The 19,439-nt window shown below is 58.2% G+C and carries 15 protein-coding genes; 5 read left to right on the top strand and 10 right to left on the bottom strand.

The features are described from left to right. Nucleotides 1-12 precede the first annotated feature (12 nt). Together ASG47_RS08530 and ASG47_RS08525 are read left to right on the top strand one after the other, a co-directional pair. Nucleotides 13-1,938, top strand: a complete 1,926-nt coding sequence (locus ASG47_RS08530; protein ID WP_061908312.1) for a glycoside hydrolase family 127 protein — start codon at nt 13-15, stop codon at nt 1,936-1,938. Beyond that, nucleotides 1,935-3,008, top strand: coding sequence for an ABC transporter ATP-binding protein (locus ASG47_RS08525; RefSeq protein ID WP_061908311.1), 1,074 nt, complete (start codon nt 1,935-1,937; stop codon nt 3,006-3,008). Before ASG47_RS08530 ends, ASG47_RS08525 begins: the two co-directional genes overlap by 4 nt. A gap of 89 nt (nt 3,009-3,097) precedes the next feature. On the opposite strand, the gene ASG47_RS08520 is transcribed toward ASG47_RS08525, so the two are convergent. The 4 genes from ASG47_RS08520 to ASG47_RS08505 form a co-directional block, all read right to left on the bottom strand. After that, the gene (locus tag ASG47_RS08520) at nt 3,098-4,036 is read right to left on the bottom strand and encodes a Gfo/Idh/MocA family protein (protein ID WP_061908310.1); all 939 of its coding nucleotides are present in this window, start codon (nt 4,034-4,036) and stop codon (nt 3,098-3,100) included. A 70-nt stretch (nt 4,037-4,106) separates the two neighbouring features. Beyond that, the gene (locus ASG47_RS08515; protein ID WP_061908309.1) at nt 4,107-4,808 is read right to left on the bottom strand and encodes an L-ribulose-5-phosphate 4-epimerase; all 702 of its coding nucleotides are present in this window, start codon (nt 4,806-4,808) and stop codon (nt 4,107-4,109) included. A 9-nt stretch (nt 4,809-4,817) separates the two neighbouring features. After that, nucleotides 4,818-6,332 (bottom strand): L-arabinose isomerase, encoded by a 1,515-nt coding sequence (gene araA, locus ASG47_RS08510; protein WP_061908308.1) that lies wholly within the window; start codon nt 6,330-6,332, stop codon nt 4,818-4,820. A gap of 11 nt (nt 6,333-6,343) precedes the next feature. Beyond that, nucleotides 6,344-8,032, bottom strand: a complete 1,689-nt coding sequence (locus tag ASG47_RS08505; protein WP_061908307.1) for a ribulokinase — start codon at nt 8,030-8,032, stop codon at nt 6,344-6,346. Nucleotides 8,033-8,227: 195 nt separating this feature from the next. Between ASG47_RS08505 and ASG47_RS08500 the strand changes: the two genes are divergently transcribed. After that, nucleotides 8,228-9,235, top strand: a complete 1,008-nt coding sequence (locus tag ASG47_RS08500) for an ROK family protein (RefSeq protein ID WP_061908306.1) — start codon at nt 8,228-8,230, stop codon at nt 9,233-9,235. Nucleotides 9,236-9,286: 51 nt separating this feature from the next. Here the strand turns inward: ASG47_RS08500 and ASG47_RS08495 are convergent, their stop codons facing one another. After that, complete coding sequence (locus ASG47_RS08495) at nt 9,287-11,311, bottom strand: methyl-accepting chemotaxis protein (RefSeq protein ID WP_061908305.1); 2,025 nt, start codon at nt 11,309-11,311, stop codon at nt 9,287-9,289. 773 nt (nt 11,312-12,084) lie between these two features. On the opposite strand from ASG47_RS08495, the gene ASG47_RS21070 reads away from it, so the two are divergent. Further along, on the top strand, nt 12,085-12,267 hold the full coding sequence (locus ASG47_RS21070) for a hypothetical protein (protein ID WP_244487067.1): 183 nt from the start codon (nt 12,085-12,087) through the stop codon (nt 12,265-12,267). Nucleotides 12,268-12,281: 14 nt separating this feature from the next. Beyond that, nucleotides 12,282-12,434 (top strand): hypothetical protein, encoded by a 153-nt coding sequence (locus ASG47_RS21195; protein WP_274532522.1) that lies wholly within the window; start codon nt 12,282-12,284, stop codon nt 12,432-12,434. Between the two features lie 443 nt (nt 12,435-12,877). On the opposite strand, the gene ASG47_RS08480 is transcribed toward ASG47_RS21195, so the two are convergent. From ASG47_RS08480 to ASG47_RS08460, 5 genes are all read right to left on the bottom strand, one after another. Then, complete coding sequence (locus tag ASG47_RS08480) at nt 12,878-13,315, bottom strand: DUF305 domain-containing protein (protein ID WP_061908303.1); 438 nt, start codon at nt 13,313-13,315, stop codon at nt 12,878-12,880. 40 nt (nt 13,316-13,355) lie between these two features. Next, nucleotides 13,356-14,147 carry a MauE/DoxX family redox-associated membrane protein gene (locus tag ASG47_RS08475; protein ID WP_156464032.1) on the bottom strand — a complete coding sequence of 264 codons (792 nt, stop codon included), beginning with the start codon at nt 14,145-14,147 and terminating at the stop codon, nt 13,356-13,358. A gap of 524 nt (nt 14,148-14,671) precedes the next feature. Beyond that, a complete protein-coding gene (locus ASG47_RS08470) occupies nt 14,672-15,493 on the bottom strand; it encodes a hypothetical protein (protein ID WP_061908302.1) in 822 nt (273 codons plus the stop codon). A gap of 577 nt (nt 15,494-16,070) precedes the next feature. Then, nucleotides 16,071-17,885, bottom strand: coding sequence for a hypothetical protein (locus ASG47_RS20240; RefSeq protein WP_082511643.1), 1,815 nt, complete (start codon nt 17,883-17,885; stop codon nt 16,071-16,073). A gap of 235 nt (nt 17,886-18,120) precedes the next feature. Then, complete coding sequence (locus tag ASG47_RS08460) at nt 18,121-19,413, bottom strand: hypothetical protein (protein WP_156464031.1); 1,293 nt, start codon at nt 19,411-19,413, stop codon at nt 18,121-18,123. Nucleotides 19,414-19,439 lie beyond the last annotated feature (26 nt).

Genomic DNA, 19,439 nt, shown 5'->3' with positions numbered 1-19,439 from the left:
TTGGAGCCTACCATGCCTATCGGCACTTCCCGCCAGTTCCGTCCCTTGCCTGTGCCGAACGTAAAAGTCGGCGGATACTGGGGCGAATGGCAAGACGCTGTCTGCGACAGCACCGCGGAGATCCTACTCGACCGTTGCGTCAAGGCGCGCATGCTCGAGCAGATCGATGTCAACGTACCAAGCCCGGGCATCGTCATTCCGATCATTCACTGGTTGGGGACGGCGCAGATGTTCTGGGACAGCGACCTCGCCAAGTCGATCGAGACCATCGCCTATGCGACCTACCGCAAGCCTAACCCAGAGCTCGAAGCGCGTGCCGATGAGATCATCGACATGTACGAGCGGCTGCAGGAGCCCGATGGCTACCTCAACAGCTTCTTCCAGCGCATCAAGCCAGAGTGGAAGTGGACCAATCTCCGCGATTTCCATGAGCTCTACTGCTCCGGCCATATGATCGAAGCCGCTGTCGCCTACTTTCAGGCTACTGGAAAGCGCAAGTTCCTCGACATCATGTGTCGGAACGCCGACCTGCTCGTTGCGCGTTTCGGTCGTGGTCCGGGTCAGGTTCGCGGCTATTGCGGACACGAGGAGATCGAGCTTGCACTGGTCCGCCTTGCGCGTGTTACGGGCGAACGCAAGTACCTCGACCTGGCCAAATACTTCATCGACGAACGCGGCACGCAGCCGCATTTCTTCGATGAGGAATCGCTTCGGAATGGCCGCGATCCCTCCGACTACGTCTTCAAGAACTACGAATACAACCAGTCGCATCTGCCGGTTCGCGAGCAACGCAAGGTCGTCGGTCATGCCGTGAGAGCGATGTATCTCTATTCGGCCATGGCCGACGTAGCGACCGAGTACCATGACGATTCGCTCACTCAGGCCCTGGAGGCCCTGTGGGCCGACCTAACCGGCAAACAGATGTACATCACCGGTGGCATTGGCCCTTCAATGAACAACGAGGGCTTCACCGACTACTACGACCTGCCCAACGATTCTGCCTATGCCGAGACTTGTGCTTCCGTCGCGCTAGTCTTTTGGGCCAACCGCATGCTCGGCCGCAAGCCTGATGGTCGGTACGCCGACATCATGGAGCAGGCACTCTACAATGGTGCGATCACGGGTCTTTCCTGCGATGGTAAGACCTTCTTCTACGACAACCCATTGGAAAGCACCGGCAAGCACCATCGGTGGGTTTGGCACAGCTGTCCGTGCTGCCCACCAAACATTGCCCGCCTGGTTACCTCGATCGGTTCGTACATCTACGGGGTCGCCGATGAGGAAGTAGCCGTGCATCTCTATGCCGAGAGCACTGCTGACATTCTGCTCGCTGGCAATCGCAAGGTGTCGTTTTCACAAAAGACCAACTACCCCTGGAGTGGCGCTGTTTCGATCGAAGTCACGCCCGAGAACGCGACAACCTTCGCGCTGTCGCTGCGCATTCCATCGTGGGGCAAGGCGACGTCGGTCAAACTGAATGGCGATGCTGTGCAAGCAGATCAATTGACGGAGGACGGCTATCTGCGGATCGAACGCGAATGGAAGGCAGGCGACACGGTTGCGCTGGACATCCCGCTCGTGCCTCGGATCATGAAGGCCAACACTCAGGTCCGTCAGGACGCCGGCCGCGTGTCACTCATGCGGGGCCCCCTCGTTTACTGTCTCGAAGGCACCGACAATTCGGACAACCTCAACGCTGTCGTACTTCATCAGGGCGCGAGCCATGCAGCAACTGCGGTCATTCCAGATCTGCGAGGCGCCATCGCCATCGATTTGCCTGCGCTTCGAGAGGTAGCGACCAGTGACGAGCTCTACTACGAAAGCGACCTGGTTGCTGTGGAGCAGACCTCTGCTCGCTTCGTTCCCTATCACCTGTGGGACAACCGGTATCCGGGCGAAATGCTGGTTTGGGTTCGTGACAATGGAGCAAGCAAATGAGCGACGCCAAGTGTGGCATGCGGCTGCAAAATGTCCGCAAGGATTTCGGCAAGGTGCCCATCATTCACGGCGTGGACCTGGAGATCAGCGAGGGCGATTTCGTCGTTTTCGTCGGACCATCCGGATGCGGCAAGTCCACCTTGCTGCGGATGATCGCGGGCCTCGAGGAAGTGACAGACGGCTCCATCGAGATCGGTGGTCGCGAAGTAACGGACCTCGATCCATCGCTGCGCGGCATCGCAATGGTTTTTCAGTCCTATGCGCTCTATCCGCACATGAGCGTGCGGGACAATCTGGGCTTCGGTCTTTCCATGGCCAATGTTCCCAAGGATGAGATCGCGCGCCATGTTGCCGAGGCTGCCCGCATCCTCAAGCTCGATGCCCTACTTGACCGTCGACCTGGTCAGCTGTCCGGCGGCCAGAGGCAGCGCGTTGCCATCGGCAGGGCGATCGTCCGCAAGCCGGAAGTGTTCCTCTTCGACGAGCCTTTGAGCAATCTGGATGCCGAGCTTCGCGTGTCGATGCGTATCGAGATTGCCCGCCTCCACAAGGAACTCGGCAATACCATGATCTACGTCACGCATGATCAGACCGAGGCCATGACGCTCGCCGACAAGATCGTCGTCCTGCGCGAAGGTCGCATCGAACAGGTGGGTTCGCCACGCGAGGTCTATGAGAACCCCGACAACACTTTCGTGGCTGGCTTCATCGGTTCGCCACGCATGAACCTTCTCAACGGTACAATCGCCGGCAAAACTATCGACATCGCCGGCAGCACGATATTGGCGCATGCCCATTCGCTGGAAGGCCACAGTGCCGTTATTGTCGGGCTTCGGCCAGAACACCTGGAAGTTGTAACCGCGGAGCCCTGCACCCTCGCTGCGACGGTAGACTTTTCGGAGTATCTCGGCGGTATCGGATATCTGTATTGCCAGTTGGCGGACGGACAGACGGTGACCGTCGAACAGCGTGAAGGCGAAGACTACAAAGCGGGCGATCGCATCAGCCTGTCCTGGAGGCCCGAAAAACTGCGTCTGTTCTCAGCCGACGGCGCGCGCATTCGACCCTGATCGCAGTCCAATTCGACTTCAATGAGATGCGCCCGGGCTCGAAGAGCCCGGGCGCAGTGGCTTCGGCCAATGCCGTAGTAAGTCGTGTATCACCAGTGGAATTCTGGCGCTGTTTCGATCGCGCCCTTGAAGAAGACGTCGCTCATGAGACGAAAAGGAGCAGCGTCTACGTCGCTCTCTCCGGTTTCCAGCAAGTGTGCGAAACGTTCATAGATCGAGCGGTATTCGGCCGGCGCCTGATCCTCGACAACCACCCCGTCTTGACGGAGACGCCTGCCACCGCCTTCAATGACCACCTCATGACCGTCCTTGGTGTGGAAATGGAGCTCCCAGACCTCTTCGTCCTCAGCCAGCCAGTCAAAGGTCGCTGTCATCGTTCCACTTTCTGAGCGGCCAGAAGTGAACTCGATATCGACTAGTCCCGGCGCCTGCCGATTGGATGGGTAAACCAGACGAGATCTCGAGACGAAAACGGGATAGGGCATCACCCTCGTCAAAATTGACAGCGCGTTGACGCCTGGGTCGCAAACGCCGAACCCACCTGGCTGCCAGATCCAATCTTGTCCGTAGTGCCACTGACGGACATTCTCGCGCCATAGGATGCGTAGCGATACCACCCCGTGCTCCAGCAGGAATTTCTTCGCCCGCAGAACTGCTTTGTTGTGCTGGCTGTGCCATGCCTGGAAAAGGACCTGAGATCGCTCATTGGCAAGCTCCTGCAATGCTTCGAGTTCGGAAAGCGTGGTGACTGGAGGCTTCTCCATAAGGACGTGCTTACCGGCTTCAAGCGCTTCCCTGACGAGTTCGGCGCGAGCGCTTGGCGGAGTGCAAACGGAGATTGCCTGCACCGTCGGCATTTGGGCCAAAAGTTCGATCATAGTGCCGAACACCGGCACGTCGGGAACTCTGACTTCCCTGGATGAAACCACGGCCACGAGCGAGAAGCGATCCGAGGCAAGGATACTCGGGATATGTTCGTCTTGCGCGATCTTCCCAGCGCCGACCACGGCAATTGGAATTCTTGTCATGGCTGGTGCTTTCCGTTGCTGTCGACACCAAACCCCTCGGTGCCGTTTGCCTATTGTGGAGTGGCGTGCACTACTTCCGCTGGCCGTAGTAGGCGCTGGGACCGTGCTTCCGGAAGAAATGCTTGTCCAAGAGACTCTGCGGAATGGGCCTCGTCTGGGGATTGATGGACAGCGACTGGCAGGCCATCATGGCGCTGAATTCGAGCACGATCGCGTTCTCGACGGCCGAGGCAGTGTCCTTGCCCCAGGTGAATGGCGCGTGCCCTCCTACGAGGACGCCGGGAACATGGAGCGGGTCGATCCACATCTCGTCAAACGTCTCGACGATGACCTTACCCGTGTTCAGCTCGTATTCTGATCCAATCTCTTCCTCGGTCAGATCCCGAGTAAACGGGATTGGACCGTGGAAATTGTCGGCATGGGTGGTGCCATAGCAGGGAATGGCATGACGGGCCTGGGCGAAGCTCGTGCCGTAAGGCGAGTGAGTATGGACCACGCCGCCGATACTGGGCATCGCGTTGTAAAGTACGCGATGGGTTGGCGTGTCCGAGGAAGGCCGTCGGTTGCCGTAAATCACCTCCCCGGTCTCCAGGGAGAGCACCGGAATGTCGTCGGCGGTCATGGTGCGATAATCCATGCCGCTCGGCTTGATTGCCATGACGCCGGCCTGACGGTCGACGCCACTCGCGTTGCCCCAGGTTAATACGACGAGCTTGGCTTCGACCAGCTGAAGATTGGCTTGATAGACTGCTTCGCGCAGATCTTCGTACATGGCTGCCCCCTAGATCGAGGCGAGGCCAGGTGCGATGTGATAGTACACCTCGCCGGCACGAAGGTTCGCCTTGAATGGCTCAACACGAGTCTCGTCGTCGATGACGACCAACTCGACGCCCACCATCTCCGCAAAATCGATGATCTGCTGCGTGCCGAGTGCGTAGCTCAGCACCGTATGGTGGGCACCACCGGCAAGGAGCCAAGCGGTTGCCGAAGTCACGAAATCGGGTTTCGCGCGCCACACGGCGCGGGCCACTGGGAGCTTGGGAAGCGCATGCGGCACATCGATGACGTCGACCTCGTTGAGAATGAGACGGAACCGATTACCGAGATCGACGAGAGAAACGTTGATGGCCGGGCCAGCGGAGGCATTGAAGACCAACCGAACTGGGTCGGACTTCCCGCCGATGCCCAATGGGTGGCATTCAAGACGTGGCCGTTCTGCAGAGATGCTGGGGTCGACTTCCAACATATGCGACCCGAGAACCAGCGGATCATTGGCATCCAGATGGTACGTATAATCTTCCATGAAAGCCGTGCCACCCGGTAGACCGGCGGCCATGGTCTTCATGGCGCGAAGCATGGCAGCGGTCTTCCAATCGCCCTCGCCGGCAAAGCCGTAGCCGTCGGCCATCAGGCGCTGCACTGCGAGTCCCGGCAGTTGACGCATGCCATGCAGGTCTTCGAAGGTTGTGGTGAAACCCTTGAAGTTGCCAGACGTCAGGAAGGCCCTCAACCCAAGCTCGATACGTGCACCGTCGCGCAACGATTGGTGTCGGTCACCCCAACGGCCTAAGCCTTCGGCGATGTCATAGAGGTCGCCGTATTCCTCGACCAACCCATCGACCTCCTGATCGCCGATCTCGGCAATAGCTGCGACGAGGTCGCCGATGCCGTGGGTGTTCACGGAGAAGCCAAATTTGGACTCTGCTGCCACCTTATCGCCGTCGGTAACCGCAACGAAGCGCATGTTGTCACCAAAACGAACGAAACGAGCGCCTTGCAGGTCGTGGCGGCCAAGAGCCGAACGAGCCCAGCCTGCGATCTCGTTCTGCACTCGCTCCTGCGCCCAATGGCCCACCACAATGCGGCGATTCAAGCGCATGCGCGTGTGGATGTGCCCGGCCTCCCGGTCGCCATGTGCGGCCTGGTTGAGGTTCATGAAGTCCATGTCGATCTCTGACCAGGGAAGAACGTCATTGAACTGCGTGTGGAGGTGCAGGAACGGCTTCTGCAGCAACTGCAAGCCACGGATCCACATCTTCGCCGGAGAGAATGTGTGCATCCACAGGATGACGCCAATGACGTTCTTGGAGGCGGAGGCCTCGCGGCACGCATCCGCGATCTCATCGGGACCGGTCAGGACCGGGCGGAAGACGATCCGCACTGGAACGACGCCGCTATCGTTGAGAGCCGAGACTACCTGGGCCGAGTTGGCATCGACCTGACGCAGCGTCTCGGCACCATAAAGGTGCTGACTGCCCGTCAGGAACCAGATTTCCGGAGTGTTGTCGTTGGACATTCTTCGTTCCTTCAAGCAGCAGTGGAGAGGCGAGAGCGCATGACGTCATCCCGCAAGGTGAGCAGTTCCTTCATGACGGCAGAGAGGTCTTTTGCTCCGGCGATGCCGAAGCCGTCATGCAGCTGGCGGTACAGACCAAAGAGCCTTTCGTAGACCTGGACATGCGTTGACGGCTGGAAAGTAGCCCCACCCTTGTCCGCCATCGCCGCGACTGCCGTCTTAAAGTCGGGATGGACACCGGCCACGACCGCCGCGGCGATCGCTGAGCCCAGTGCACATGTTTGCAGGCCGGCAGACACGGTCACGGGGCGGTTGAGAACGTCCGCATAGATCTGCATGGCGAGCGGATTTCGAGCCGAGATACCGCCGCAATTGATCACCGAGCGAACGGGCACGCCAAATGCTTCGAGCCGTTCAACAATCACGCGCGCACCGAATGCCGAGGCTTCGAGCAAGGAGCGGTAGAGGTCGGCCTGCGTGGTGTGGAGGGACATGCCGACTGTCAGGCCGGTGAGACGCTGATCCACTAGCACCGTACGATTGCCATTGTGCCAATCGAGAGTGAGTAGGCCGCTCTCGCCGGGCAGCAGTTGAGATGCTTCGTCGGTGAGAGCCGTGTGACCACGCGCACCGGCCTCGCCAGGCCCGATCTGATTGACGAACCAGTTATAGATGTCGCCGACTGCGCTCTGTCCAGCTTCGAGACCGAGATAGCCTGGCAGCACCGAACTCGGAACGATGCCGCAGAGCCCTGGAACATCCAGTTCCTCGTCCTGCGCTCCGGCCACCATGATATCGCAAGTGCTGGTGCCGATGACTTTTACGAGCGTGTGCTCGCGAATGCCGGCACCAATCGCTCCCAGGTGCGCATCGAACGCTCCGATCGCAACAGCAATTCCCGGGGTAAGGCCGAGCAGTTCGGCCCATTCCTTCGAGAGTTGGCCTGCTGGATGCGAAACATCGTAGACTTCAGTTGAGAAGCTGTCGGCAATGCGCTCCAGTTCGGGATGGAGCGAGGCGAGCCAACGCTCGTCGGGGTAGCCTCCCCACAACTTGTGGTACATCGCCTTGTGCCCCGCGGCACATATCCCGCGACGGAGTCGGGTTGGTGACGTCGTTCCACAGAGGACAGCAGGTATCCAGTCCGCGATTTCGACCCAAGAGTAGGTTCTGGCAGCAACTTCGGGGTTGCTGCGAGCGAGCTTCATGAGCTTTGCCCAAAACCATTCCGAGGAGTACCTGCCGCCACACTTGTTCAAGTATTCGGGGTGCGTCTCGGCCGCCGATCGGGTGATCTCCTCGGCTTCTTGGAAAGATGTGTGGTCCTTCCACAACCAGACCATGGCGTCGAGGTTGCTCTCGAATTCCGGCAACAGAGCCAGGGCGGTTCCGTGGCCGTCGATGGGAAGAGGACTGCTGCCCGTCGTGTCGATGCCGATGCCCACGACGTCTGCCGAACTGAAATTAGCGAAACGTCCAGCGTCGTCGAGAGCCGCTCTTACGGTATGCTGGATGCCTTTGAGGTAGTCGGCTGGATGCTGGCGAGCGACATTGTCGTCGCCGGCGTCGTAGAAGACGCCCTGGTCGCCAGATGGATAGTTGAACACCGAGGTGCCCAGTTCATTTCCGTCGGATGTGTCGACGACCACAGCCCGAACGGAATTCGTGCCAAAGTCGAGACCAATGGTGAATGAAGCCATCGTCCCCTCCCTATTAATTTCAGTCTGAAAAATACTATTTTTGCTGTTATGTGCAACTGAAATCCTTCGGTTGCGACGAAAGGCCTATGTGTGGCTACCACTTCCAGTGTCAGGGACCAGAACAAAGCGTCGGTACTGCGATCCCTGTTTCGCAGGGGAACAGCGACCCGTGCCCAGCTGGGTGACGATTGCGGGATGAGCCCAGCTACGGTCGGCAGGGTCATCGACGATCTGCTCAAGGAATCCTTGGTCGAGCTCGAGGAACCGCCAAATCCGGGCGCGATCGGTCGACCGCTCAAGAACGTTCGGTTGGACAGCACCACGCCACGTTTCGTCCTGATCGAGGTCGGGCCGAGGTTCACGAGGGTCGCTGCGGCTCCTGCAGACTTCAGGAGCGTGACCGAATGGCACTCTGAGCATCCGACTCCGACCAGCGCCAAGGAATGGAAGGAATGGTTTTCTGAGGCCTATTTCGCCCTCAAGCTTCGGTCGAAACCGGATGCGATCATTCTCAGCGTGCCTGGTATCATCGACGAGCGCGATGGCCGAGCTTTGCTATCACCCAACCTTCATTGGGTAGTCGGCTTCGACTTCGAAGCAAACATCAATGCTGTCGTGAAGACACAGGTGCGCTTGGTTCAGGAAGTTCGCGCTTTGGCGCGCGGCTTTATCGCCAACTCTACAACGCCATCTTCCTTCCTGCTCGTGGACTTTGGCACGGGTCTAGGCGCGACTGCCGTGATCAACGGACAACTCTACAGGGGCGCTTTGCCTCTTGGCGGTGAGATCGGCCACACCCCAGTGGAAGGGCATTCCCAGCCCTGCAACTGCGGTGGTCGAGGCTGCCTTGAAACGATCATGGGAAGACCGCACCTGCTCAATATCGCCAAGATCAAGGACCTCAAGGACTTTGGCGCCTCTATTGAACAGGACGGCGTTCCGCCTTGGTTCGCAGAGCGTTTAGAGGCGACGGGGCATGTGATCGGCGGCGCCCTCAACACCTTAGGTCTCAACAACGTGGTGTTGACGGGATACTTTGACGATCTGCCGCTGGAGGCCGTCGAGAAGCTCAGCGAGGCGATCAGGCAGAGCACGCTCTGGGCGCGCTTCGGACGAATTCACGTGCAGCGCGCACCGCGACAACGCCTGTCCGGCCTGGCTTCCACCTGTCTCGATCGCATGATGGAAGGCCTGGTGGCCTGAGCCCACGCTTTGCTGGGCGATCATAATGCACAGCAGAGCGTCCTCCCTGACTCAAAACTCGTTCCAATCATCGGATATTGCGAGATTGCCCTGCGACCGTGGCGGCTTGGGTGGCCGCGCCTTAGGCTCCTCTCGCTTTGGCGAAATGCTTGTCGCTTTACTTGAGGTGTCTGCGCCAGGCATCAGGCGGAAGATTTCCACTACTCGGTCGAGCTCCGTCGCCTGCGCCTCGGTCTGCTCGATGGCTGCGTTCGTTTCCTCGACCAAGGCGGCATTGTGCTGGGTCATCTCGTCCATTGTCCGGACGCCCGCCGTGACTTCTTCGATGGCATATGCTTGCTCGCGGCTGTCGTTGGCAATGCCGTCGAGCAGTACGCCGTTGCCGCGTGCCGCGTCGAGCACTGCACGAAGCTTGCCTGCGGCCTGGCTCACGAGACCCGAGCCTGAATTGACCTCGGCCGTGGATTGTTCGATCAACGATTTCACTTCGCTCGATGCCTGCGCCGCCGATTGGGCCAGTCGACGAACTTCCACCGCCACGACCGCAAAACCTTTGCCTGCATCTCCAGCACGAGCCGCCTCGACCGAAGCGTTCAACGCCAAGAGATTTGTCTGGAAGGCAATGTCGTCGATCATACCGATGATGTTTGAGATTTTGGCTGAGGATTGAGTGATGCGATCCATCGCGAGCATCGTCGCATCCATGACCTCGCCGCTCTGCTCGGCTGCACGGGTCACTTGATTGGCGTTGTCGCTAGCCTGATGCGCGCGTTGGGCATTTTTCACCACTGTTGCTGCCAGTTGCTCCATGGCCGCCGATGTCTGCTCGATTGTCGCAGCCTGACGAGTGGTGCGCTCAGATAGGTCGTTCGCCCCAGACAGGATTTCGCCAGTAGCAGTTTTGAGCGACCCCGAAGTCCGGCGCAGCCGACCGATGACGTCAGCAAGCTTATCGGCCACGGCGTTGACGTCGTTTTGCAGCTGAGCGAATGCGCCTTCGTGCTCTCCGGTCATTCGCTGTGTGAGATCGGCCTCCGCAAGTGCCGACAGAACGACGCTAATATCTGCTACTCCGCTACGGAATGTAGATACGAGGTTGTTGACACTTGCGGCGAGCGAATTGAGCTCATCGTCAGGAAATTCCACGTCCACATGGCGGCTGAAGTCGCCTGCGATCGCTGCATCGACGACGCGCCCGAAAGCCTGTTGGAGCTGGTCCATCATGTTTCTGCGGTTCTCAGCGTCCGCGATGATCCTGGCGGCCTCCGCTTCGGTCATCTGGCTCACGCGCAGACCGTTCGCACGAAACACTTCCACCGCCCTTGCCATCCCACCAACCTCGTTCCGTTGGTCCGTGAAAGGCACTTCTACGTCGAAATTGCCACGCGCAATGACGTCCATCGTCGACTCAAGTTTGGGAACGGGTCGGGTGATCGATCGAGAAGCGAAAATACCGATCACTGCCATGATCGCCGTCACGGCGCCGCCCACCATTCCGATCAGGCCAACTACCGAGTTCGCCGCTGCTTCGACTTCCGCCTTGGGGGTGCCGACGAAGATTGCGCCCATCACTTCCCCTTCGAAGGTGTGGATGGGTTCGAGCGCACCGTAATAGCTCTGGCCAGCCAACGCTATCTCGCCGATGAATGTCTCGCCTGCCAGGATCGATGAGTAGATGGGTGCTTCTGGTGGAATGGCCAAGGCCGCGAGGCCGCCGTCGGTCGGATCCACCATGCTCGTGGTCAGAGGCGCGAGGGCATTAGTGCGCGCATCGATAGCATAGACGGTTGCTGCTTCGCCAATTACCCGAGTTACCGAGTCTATGACGCTGGTGTCGTAGAAAGGCGGAATGGAACGGGTCTGGAATGATCCCATGGTGCCGTCCTCGGACCATTCGAGCTTGGAGCCTGAGATACGCTTCTCGAGGATCGTCGCGGCGACCTTCAAATCGGTCAGCAGCTGTTGGCCGTTCTTTGCCAGAGCCTCTGATCGGAGGTTCAGGTAGATCGTCCCCGAGACGATAGCGATTGAAGCAACGATCGACACGAGGACAAGGCCGGAAATGGCCGTGGTCATCCTGATGCTTTTCAGTCCGGCTGACAGCGTCCGCACAGCAGTTCCCCAGGCAACGAGTTTATTTACCTGTGAAATTAAATCAGTTTGCGCTTAACAATTCGTTTTCGAGCTTTTCAGCAGCAGTGGTGCACTCAGCGGACTTCAGGAAAGCGGTCAATCCACCTGCAGCCCATAGGGACTTCCGTTGGCTCTGAAGCTCTGAACGGCGGAAAGCCGTACCTTTGGCCAACCTAGTATCCAGCCTCACAGACCCAAGACGAGATCGTCCGAGAGATTTTTGCGCATCAAATCCACGATATGCTGTGCGGCGCCGGCTTCTCAGTCGGGCGCCGTTGATTTGACTGTCCCGAAGCCTCCCTTTCGAAGCTCTACAAACATGTCAACCGAGAATGATCGGTACTTCGACAAGTGGAGGGTCATGAAGTCCAATATCGGCATATAGGAAGGTGACAGTCGGAAGCTGACTTCGTGCTCGATGGTTGTTTCCGTACAGTCCTCGTAGGTGACCCTTGCGTGCCTATCCCATCGGTCGAGTCGCAGTGGCACCTGCGCATGTCCCACGGCCAGAACAAAGTCATTCACCCGGGGTTCGCTCGACGTCGTCCCTGGTGAAATCGTCGCCATCATGGGCCGCAACGGCATAGCCGCGCAGCGACTCAACAGGCGGCTTGTGGCCATCAAGAACGAAGGGCAATAGGCATCGGCGCTGGTGCTTAGAACCCGCGACCTGCTGGTGCAATGCGATCCGCGGTCACCTGACCGAGTATGGCTGGGTGGCAGCCAAGGGGCCGTCGCACATAGCTGTGCTCGGTGACCTGCTCGATGGCGAGATGGGCGCGTCGCTTCCGGATGCGGCCAAGCCCATGTTCCGCATGATGCTCGATCTGCTTGAGGTGCTAAACGTCAAGATCGCCGAACTGGACAAGAAGATCGCCCGAAGCGCCGTGAGGATCTGATCGCCAGGAGACTGATGACAATACCAGGCGTGGGTCCGATCACCGCCACAGCGAGCGCCGCCCTCGCGCCACCAGCCGAGACGTTCACCAAAGGCCGCCGCGTCAGCTCTCGAGCGGAAGCAAGCAGAAACTCGGATCGATCACGAAGATGGGCGAACGAACGCTGAGGCGCCTGCTCATCATCGGATGCAGTGCAGTCGTCCTCGTGGTTGGAGCAGATGATGGCCCGCAAGCCGCGCATGCTGGTCACCGTCGCACTGGCCAACAAGACCGCGCGTATCATCTGGGCATTGCTCATCAAGCAAGAGGAATACAAAGCTCCGGTCGCAGCTTCGGCGTAGGCCAAGGCGAAAACCAGGGCTTCCCACTGTACCTTGAGCACCCTGTGTATGATATGGATCCGGTCCGCGAACTCCCATACGGGCCCGCAGCCTCTGGTGCTGCATCAGAGGCCGGACAGATCGCAGCATCCGACTACGGACCGACCCTCAAAAACCGCTTGCGTCTTACAGGGCGTCCACAAATGGGAAGCGGACTGGCTGCTTCCAAAACTTCCGAGTTAGCAGCAGACACCCTTTTTTGTAGAGATAGCGAGAAGCTGCCGACCCCGTTACTCGTTTGCGCCTTCGCCCTCAAGCCAGGTCATCATCTCAGCAATCTCAGCCTCTTGTGCATCTATGATCTTTTGGGCCATTGCTTTCGCCCAATCATTGTCGCCGTGCTCAAGCTCGGCCCTGGCCATGTTGATGGCGGCTTGGTGGTGAGGGATCATGCCGCAGACAAAGGCCACATCAATATCTTCGACCATCATGGCGTCCATCATCTGCTTATTGGTCTCTTCAATCCCTTCCATCAGGTCCATATGAGCCTGGTCCATCTCGTGGTTTATGCCCATCGACATATCGCCTGACATGTCCTCTCCGGCACTGCAGATTTCCGGAAGATTGGCACCCATCCCAGACATGTCGTGCCCCGAATGGGCATCTTGCCCGACTGCCGACACCGATGAAGTGCCAAGAATGGCGAGGGCGAGAATTGTGTTCTTCATAATAGTCTCCTGTGTACGCGGCGGTTGGAAAGCGGCACGCTCACATGACGTGCCCGGAGGTAACGAAGCCAAGCGCGGAAAGACCCATCCACACGGCCATGGCGATCATCATCAGGTTCTCGGTCAGCGAGACAAAGCCCAGCGGAACGTTGCTCGAACCGCCAACGCAGGCGCATTTGAGCTCGCGCTTGTCGAGATACACGGCCTTGAAGACCGACACAGCGCCAATCGTGCCGATGAAGAGGGCCAGAGGCACCGACAGCCAGGTTAGGGCGCCGGCAACCATCAGGATGCCCGCAAGTCCCTCGGCATAGGGATAGATGTAGCTATAGGGCACCCAGCGCTTGGCCAGAAGATCGTAATTGAGGAACATCGTGGCGAAGGTTTCCACGTTCTGCAGCTTGAGCAGCGCCAACACGACCATGGAAAAGCTGACGAACCATTCTGCGGCACGCAAAGTGAAGGGGTTGCCGGAGACAGCGTAGCTGGCGGCCATGGCGGTCAATGCCGTCATGGCGAACAGCACGGCAACCGGCCGGTAGGTCGTCGCCTTGGGGTCGACCACGCTCTTGCCGAGGAAGCGGCGGGTATCGTCATGGCCGCCGATGCGCTCGCCGTCAATGAACACCTGCGGCGTGGTCTTGACGCCATGTTCGGCCTTGAAGGCGTCGGTCTGCTCGCGCGTCGTCAGGTGATGGTCCTCGACCTCATAGCCAGAGCGCTTGAGCACGTCCTTGACCTTGAGACCATAGGGACAGGTGTGGCTCGGCATCACCATCCGGTAGATGACGGCCTTCTTGGAAGATGCCGTGTTAATAGCGAGCGTCGACATGGCCCGGTCCTTTCCACTTCGATTGCAGTTGGACCACAAATATCAGGCTTCCCATAATGGGAAGGTCAATAAGTGAAATCATTAGTTCAACTGATTGCAGAACCCTTCCGCATGTCTGGTTTCAGGCAGATCAGGGGCCAGGTAGGACGTCCGAAATGGGGTCGGAAACTGCCGGTCAGCATCGCGCCCCATTGCGGTCATTCCGCCCGCGCTGCTAGCTTGCTAAAAGCAGCCGGTCGCCAAAGGCCAGCGTTTTGATTGGTTAAGCCCGCGGCCAGTTTTCCGGTTCGTGGCGGGGTGCCGCCGACTGCTTGCATTTGATGCAAGGAAGGCGGCCCTTCGCTTGGACACATCTATTAGGGTGTGGGTCCGTGCAGTCAGCTTGGCATGACGTGGAGCGGCTCCTTCTGATGTTCTGGAAGAAGTCGTCGAGCGTCACGATAGACAGGGTGATGTCGGAGCGGAGGTCGCCAAGCTGTGCAATGGTGGCCGCGCGATAGTCTGACTGTCGATCATACTTCTCGTCATGCTTCGTTTGGGCTGGATGGCCTACCGGTGTCTGGCATGAGGGATACCAGAGTGCCGGGCCTGACAATGGCACCGCGGCGAAGGGCGTCGACTTGTAGCCGCTCGGGTGTTGAAGTTGCCAACGCCAAAATGTTGAGCCCGGTATGGAAACTCGCGTAGGCTGCCACCAAGCTCTTACGGTCGGTATTGTACCGGTAGTCGAACTGACCTTGCGAAGTCTTCGTACCCTGCGACAGCCGATCGAGACCCGGCATTATCTGCATGAACTGGTCCACGAATTTTCGCTGGAAACCAACGTTCAGAGACCAGGTCACTAGCACCGCGCCTTCCATGGGAAGTGCTCGCCCAACGTACTCGCGGTAAAGCGACATGCCGAACTTGGCGCCAAAAACACTGAGATAGGACCGGATCAATGGGCCATTGGCGGTGATGACATCATGCGCAATTCGCACGCCGCCACTTGTGGGCAGGTAAACCCGCTCCATCGAGTTAGGGTCATAAAGCTCTTCAAGAAAACCCGGCGCTATGGCTTTGAGCAGACCCTGCTGAGCCGTAGCGGCCTGCAACCTCCAGTCGCCCTCCCACGCCTGACGGTCAAGTTTGGCCATGTAGGACGCAACGGAATCTGCGGCACTCGTGTTGCGATTGCAGGCGTCGCAGCACGCAAACTCCAGTCCGCTTGGGCGCTGCTTATCCTTGAACATGATGCGCGGCGGCATGTGTTCGAGCGTTACAGGCGGCAAGGCGCAGTAAATGCACCTCGGCTCGTCCTTGAGGATTTCCTCTCGCTTTCTGCTTTTGCTTTTGGCTTCACTCAACGGCAGGTCCTCTCCAGAAGGCTCACTTGTGGAATCAAGGCACCCTACCTATCCTGCAAGATGATTAACTATAGCGCCGCACTTATGGCGCGTCGGACAAAGGCTCTCGCTGCGCCTCTCCGATCCATTTTCAGCCCGCTAATTTGGGCACCTAACAACTTAACCTCACTCTCTTGAGGTGGATAAGGCTGGGAAAGGATCCCGGCCGAAGCGCGAGACACGTCAAGGAATTTGTTTCGACCCTAATAGGGCGAGCAGGTTCCTTGGCGTTTGCCCAAGGTTCTCTCGCCCAAGAGAGAACTAAAATGGCCTTTGACCCCAACAAATTCCTTGTCGCGCTGATGGTGCTTTCCCTGCTCGTCGCCACCATCTTCGGCATGGTGTGGTAGGAAAGCGCCCCATCCCGGTCGTTAAGAGGAGAGTTTCGATTTCCCAATAGCGGCCATTCGGTCCTGATCGCGAAAACTGCCGTTTGCCCCAAGCCACAGACAATTATGGCGCGAAGTCCAGCCCAAACATTTCCCCATCCAGACAAAGCTAATCTTGGGGGAACTCGGAACTGGCGAAGCAAGCTACCCTATGGCTGGCAGACTATTGACCCTGTAGCGCCCACCTCAGTACACGCAGAGAAAAACGATTGAAGCAACCAGTAGAGTTGCACAAAAGATGGTGACGGCTTGTGACCGTTCTGAATGGCCGCAAAGGTGTCCGCAACTGCCTGCTTGCTAACAGATGAGGTCACTATCACAGCTCGCCGCATCACGTCAGGAGCAGTGCGCGTTCGGCTTAGCGCAGCTGCCAAGTCTGGAGCATTTGAACGGATGGTTCTCGATATTTGCGTATCCTGATTTGGAGCGACGTAAAGCGCGCCCCACGTCTGCAACTTCGTCTCCAATCTCTCCTCCGGAAAGGTCATGTTGCCAAGGTTTTTGGTCGCTTGGCTTACAGACACATGAAAAGGGCCGGCGCCAAGCGACAGCGCCCCATGTTTGGCGTGATAGAAGCAAACCTGCGTCAAGCCGGCTTCCTCTTTGACGCCAATGAAGTCGGCCCACTCATCGCCGAGATCGTCGCATAGCAGGATCGCATCGTGTGCACCGATGTGATCCACGATCGCACCAAAAGTGCAGGTGCCGTCAAAGGCGGTTTGCGTAGCATTAAACTCGCCCTTTTCGCTGGTAACATTCGACAGAGAAGGGTCGGTTCGGAAGTACTGGAGGAACGCTTCGCCACCGTCCAGCAGGGTCTCGTCGCGGAAAACTTGGCCATCGATATATGCCAGACGTACATCGTCAAAGAGCACGATCAAGGCATTGGCCTCATCGAGATATTCTCGAAGCGTCTTTCGATTTTCATCTTCGCCCAGTGGAAATTCCAAGCTTTCGATCATTACTTCGGCCGCAGGCGCCAGTGACAGCGTTCGAAGAGCGATGCGGTTTTTGTTCAGCGCGATAGAGGCCGCCTCCTCGCCACTTTCGGGATCACTCACTGTTCGGACGCGATTGCCCGCTGAGATGGTCAAAGGCCGCTCAAGCTGATTGACCAGTGCGGTCAATTCCTCCGCCGAAAGCTCCACAATGTCCTCGGCCTGCCGAACTAGACGAATGCCAGGGCCATTGCCGTCCAAGCCTTCAATTAGAACGGTCGTGTCAATGGCGAAAGCCGTCGGTTGAGATGCCTCAAGAGCTTCAGCCAAGGTGACTGGCCTGGCAAACGATTTGATGAAGGGCGACACAGCGGCGGTATCGTCGCGAAGCGCATCTATTACTGCTTTGGCGAAGTCAACGATGCCAGCAAGGTCCACCCTCGCGGAGCGGTAGCTAATACGCCCTGTGCTGGGGGTTGCACTGCGTAGACTTCCTCCCGAGACCACGCTGTAATTTCGCGGTGCGTATCGCCGACTGCCGCCAGGGCCAACGACATTTGCCAGATTGGCAGCTTCAAGAGTTTTGTTCTGCATGGCGTAAGGGGACACGGACATATTGCGCATTCGCATCTTCTGGAAGACCGCATCTGCCGTTGCGATGGCTCCCTCAACCTGAGCTGTTGAGACCGCCGCCAAGTGTTTAGTCTTGAACGCTGGCAAGAGGCTCAAGCGCGAATGCAGGACTGCCGCGTATTTTTGATACTCTACTATCATTAGAAACCCGCAGAGCGTCTCGCGGATGTCGGTCGCTTCGTCTAGGAATGCCGGTGTGCCTTCGTACCTAAAACAGATGGCCGACCATCGAGCGCCTGCTAGGCTCTCTCGCGTATGCTTGAACTCGTTATGGCCGGTAACGCCGTAAGTAGCGCGCAATGCCACAAACAGGTCTTCAACTCCCTTGTCCGACAACTTCTTTTTGATAGTGAAAAAGTTGGCGGCCGTCGAAATAGACAGATCGTTTATCATCTATGCCCCTCACTCGTTCTGCGAACACTGAGGTTAAGATGAAAAAATGTCGATTAAATATTTTGGCTCCACTTCAAAGGCAATATCCGTAACGCGCCCCATTCTCGCTGTTCGATCGATAAAGTTGTAGTCCCAAAAGCTGCCGTAGCTCGACGCTGCATCTCAGCGTCGCGAAGAATCGCAATATTGGATCGACGGAGCGAATCGCGATTCTTCATGAGGCAGTGGGGCGTCATCACTTGACGGCGCGGCCAACGTCGAGCGCCTGGCACAACGTCTCGACATGGCTCCCCGGCCGGTCGATCGCCTCAAAGGTCCAGTACTCGGTGTGCAGCAGAAGGCCGCCCCGAAGTTCGGTTCGTACCGGGACATCGTGAACGCCACGGCCGAATAGAGGCCAGAGTTCGCCGCCAATCGAGTCTCCTTGAACCAACCAGCGGGATGGGAAGTAGAGATTGGTCCAGACCACGGGAGCGAAGACGGCCGCGTGATGGGGAATGCTGGCTCGGGCGGTTCCTCCGTCTACTGATTGAAAGGAGCGCGAATAGCGGAACGTAGTTTTTGCTCCCCTGCGTTCTAACGCCGGCGGCGAGGTTGGGAGCTCTCGCTCTTGGCATCGCTTTGCAAAGTCCTCGTCGTCCAGGGCCAAGAGCACATCGGCATGTGCCATCGGATTGCCGAGGGTGACGAAGTCGGTGATACGCCAATTCAATCCTGCTTCTACCAGGGCGTCGCTGTACGAACGCTGGGCGGCGCGATAGGCGTTTGTGTCGAAAGGCTCAGTCGCAATAATCTCCTCAAGAACCTGGGCGGCCTGTTCCTGAGCCTTCGCGTCGCCGGCAAAAGACTTGTGACGACGTGCCCAAGCATGCGTGAGAATGTCATAGCCCACGACGCACCCAAGACTATGTCCAACGATGGTGATGCGATGGTAACCACGCTCGTGCAGGGCATCGATCAACTTCACGCCAGCCTCGCGTATGTCATGCCTCACCTTGATGTTCTCAGGTGAGGGCTGAAGGTATCTTGCTACATCGCCGACGAACAACCGGAGCAATCCTTCGGCCGTCGGCCAGACCAGAATGGTGAGAACCAGGGTGATCCAGACGGGCAGCGGTGATCTGCCCACCGCGGCCATGCCGGCCAAGGTGCCGAGACCGACGAAGGCTACACCGGAAATCGCGATCACAAACCAGGCCAGTCGAAACGTTTCCGACAACGAGAATGGGTTGCGACGCAAAAGTGCAAATATCCAACTCTGCACGTGGCTCAACTGATTGCCCTGCATCAAGTGAGCCCAATAGAATTCGTAGAAATCAGTAAGAACGCCAGCGGAGTTGCTGCTGGTCGATATACGACGCAGCTCAAAGCCTCCTTGAACATCGTCAGGATGGCTCCAGGCCCCTGCCGTGGCATGCGGGTGATGCGCCTTAGGATTTCTCTTCCAAACGGCGTCGACAAAGCTTCGAAGGTTCTGCATTGGCTTTTGTTCGCACATGCCGTGAACCAACACGAATGCTTGTCGCATGGTCATTTCCACGCCCCATACTAGAC

The organism is Devosia sp. Leaf420 (genome assembly GCF_001425445.1).
Lineage (GTDB): Bacteria > Pseudomonadota > Alphaproteobacteria > Rhizobiales > Devosiaceae > Devosia.
The sequence above is the reverse complement of the archived record's forward strand: the minus strand, read 5'-3'. Positions and strand labels throughout refer to the sequence as shown.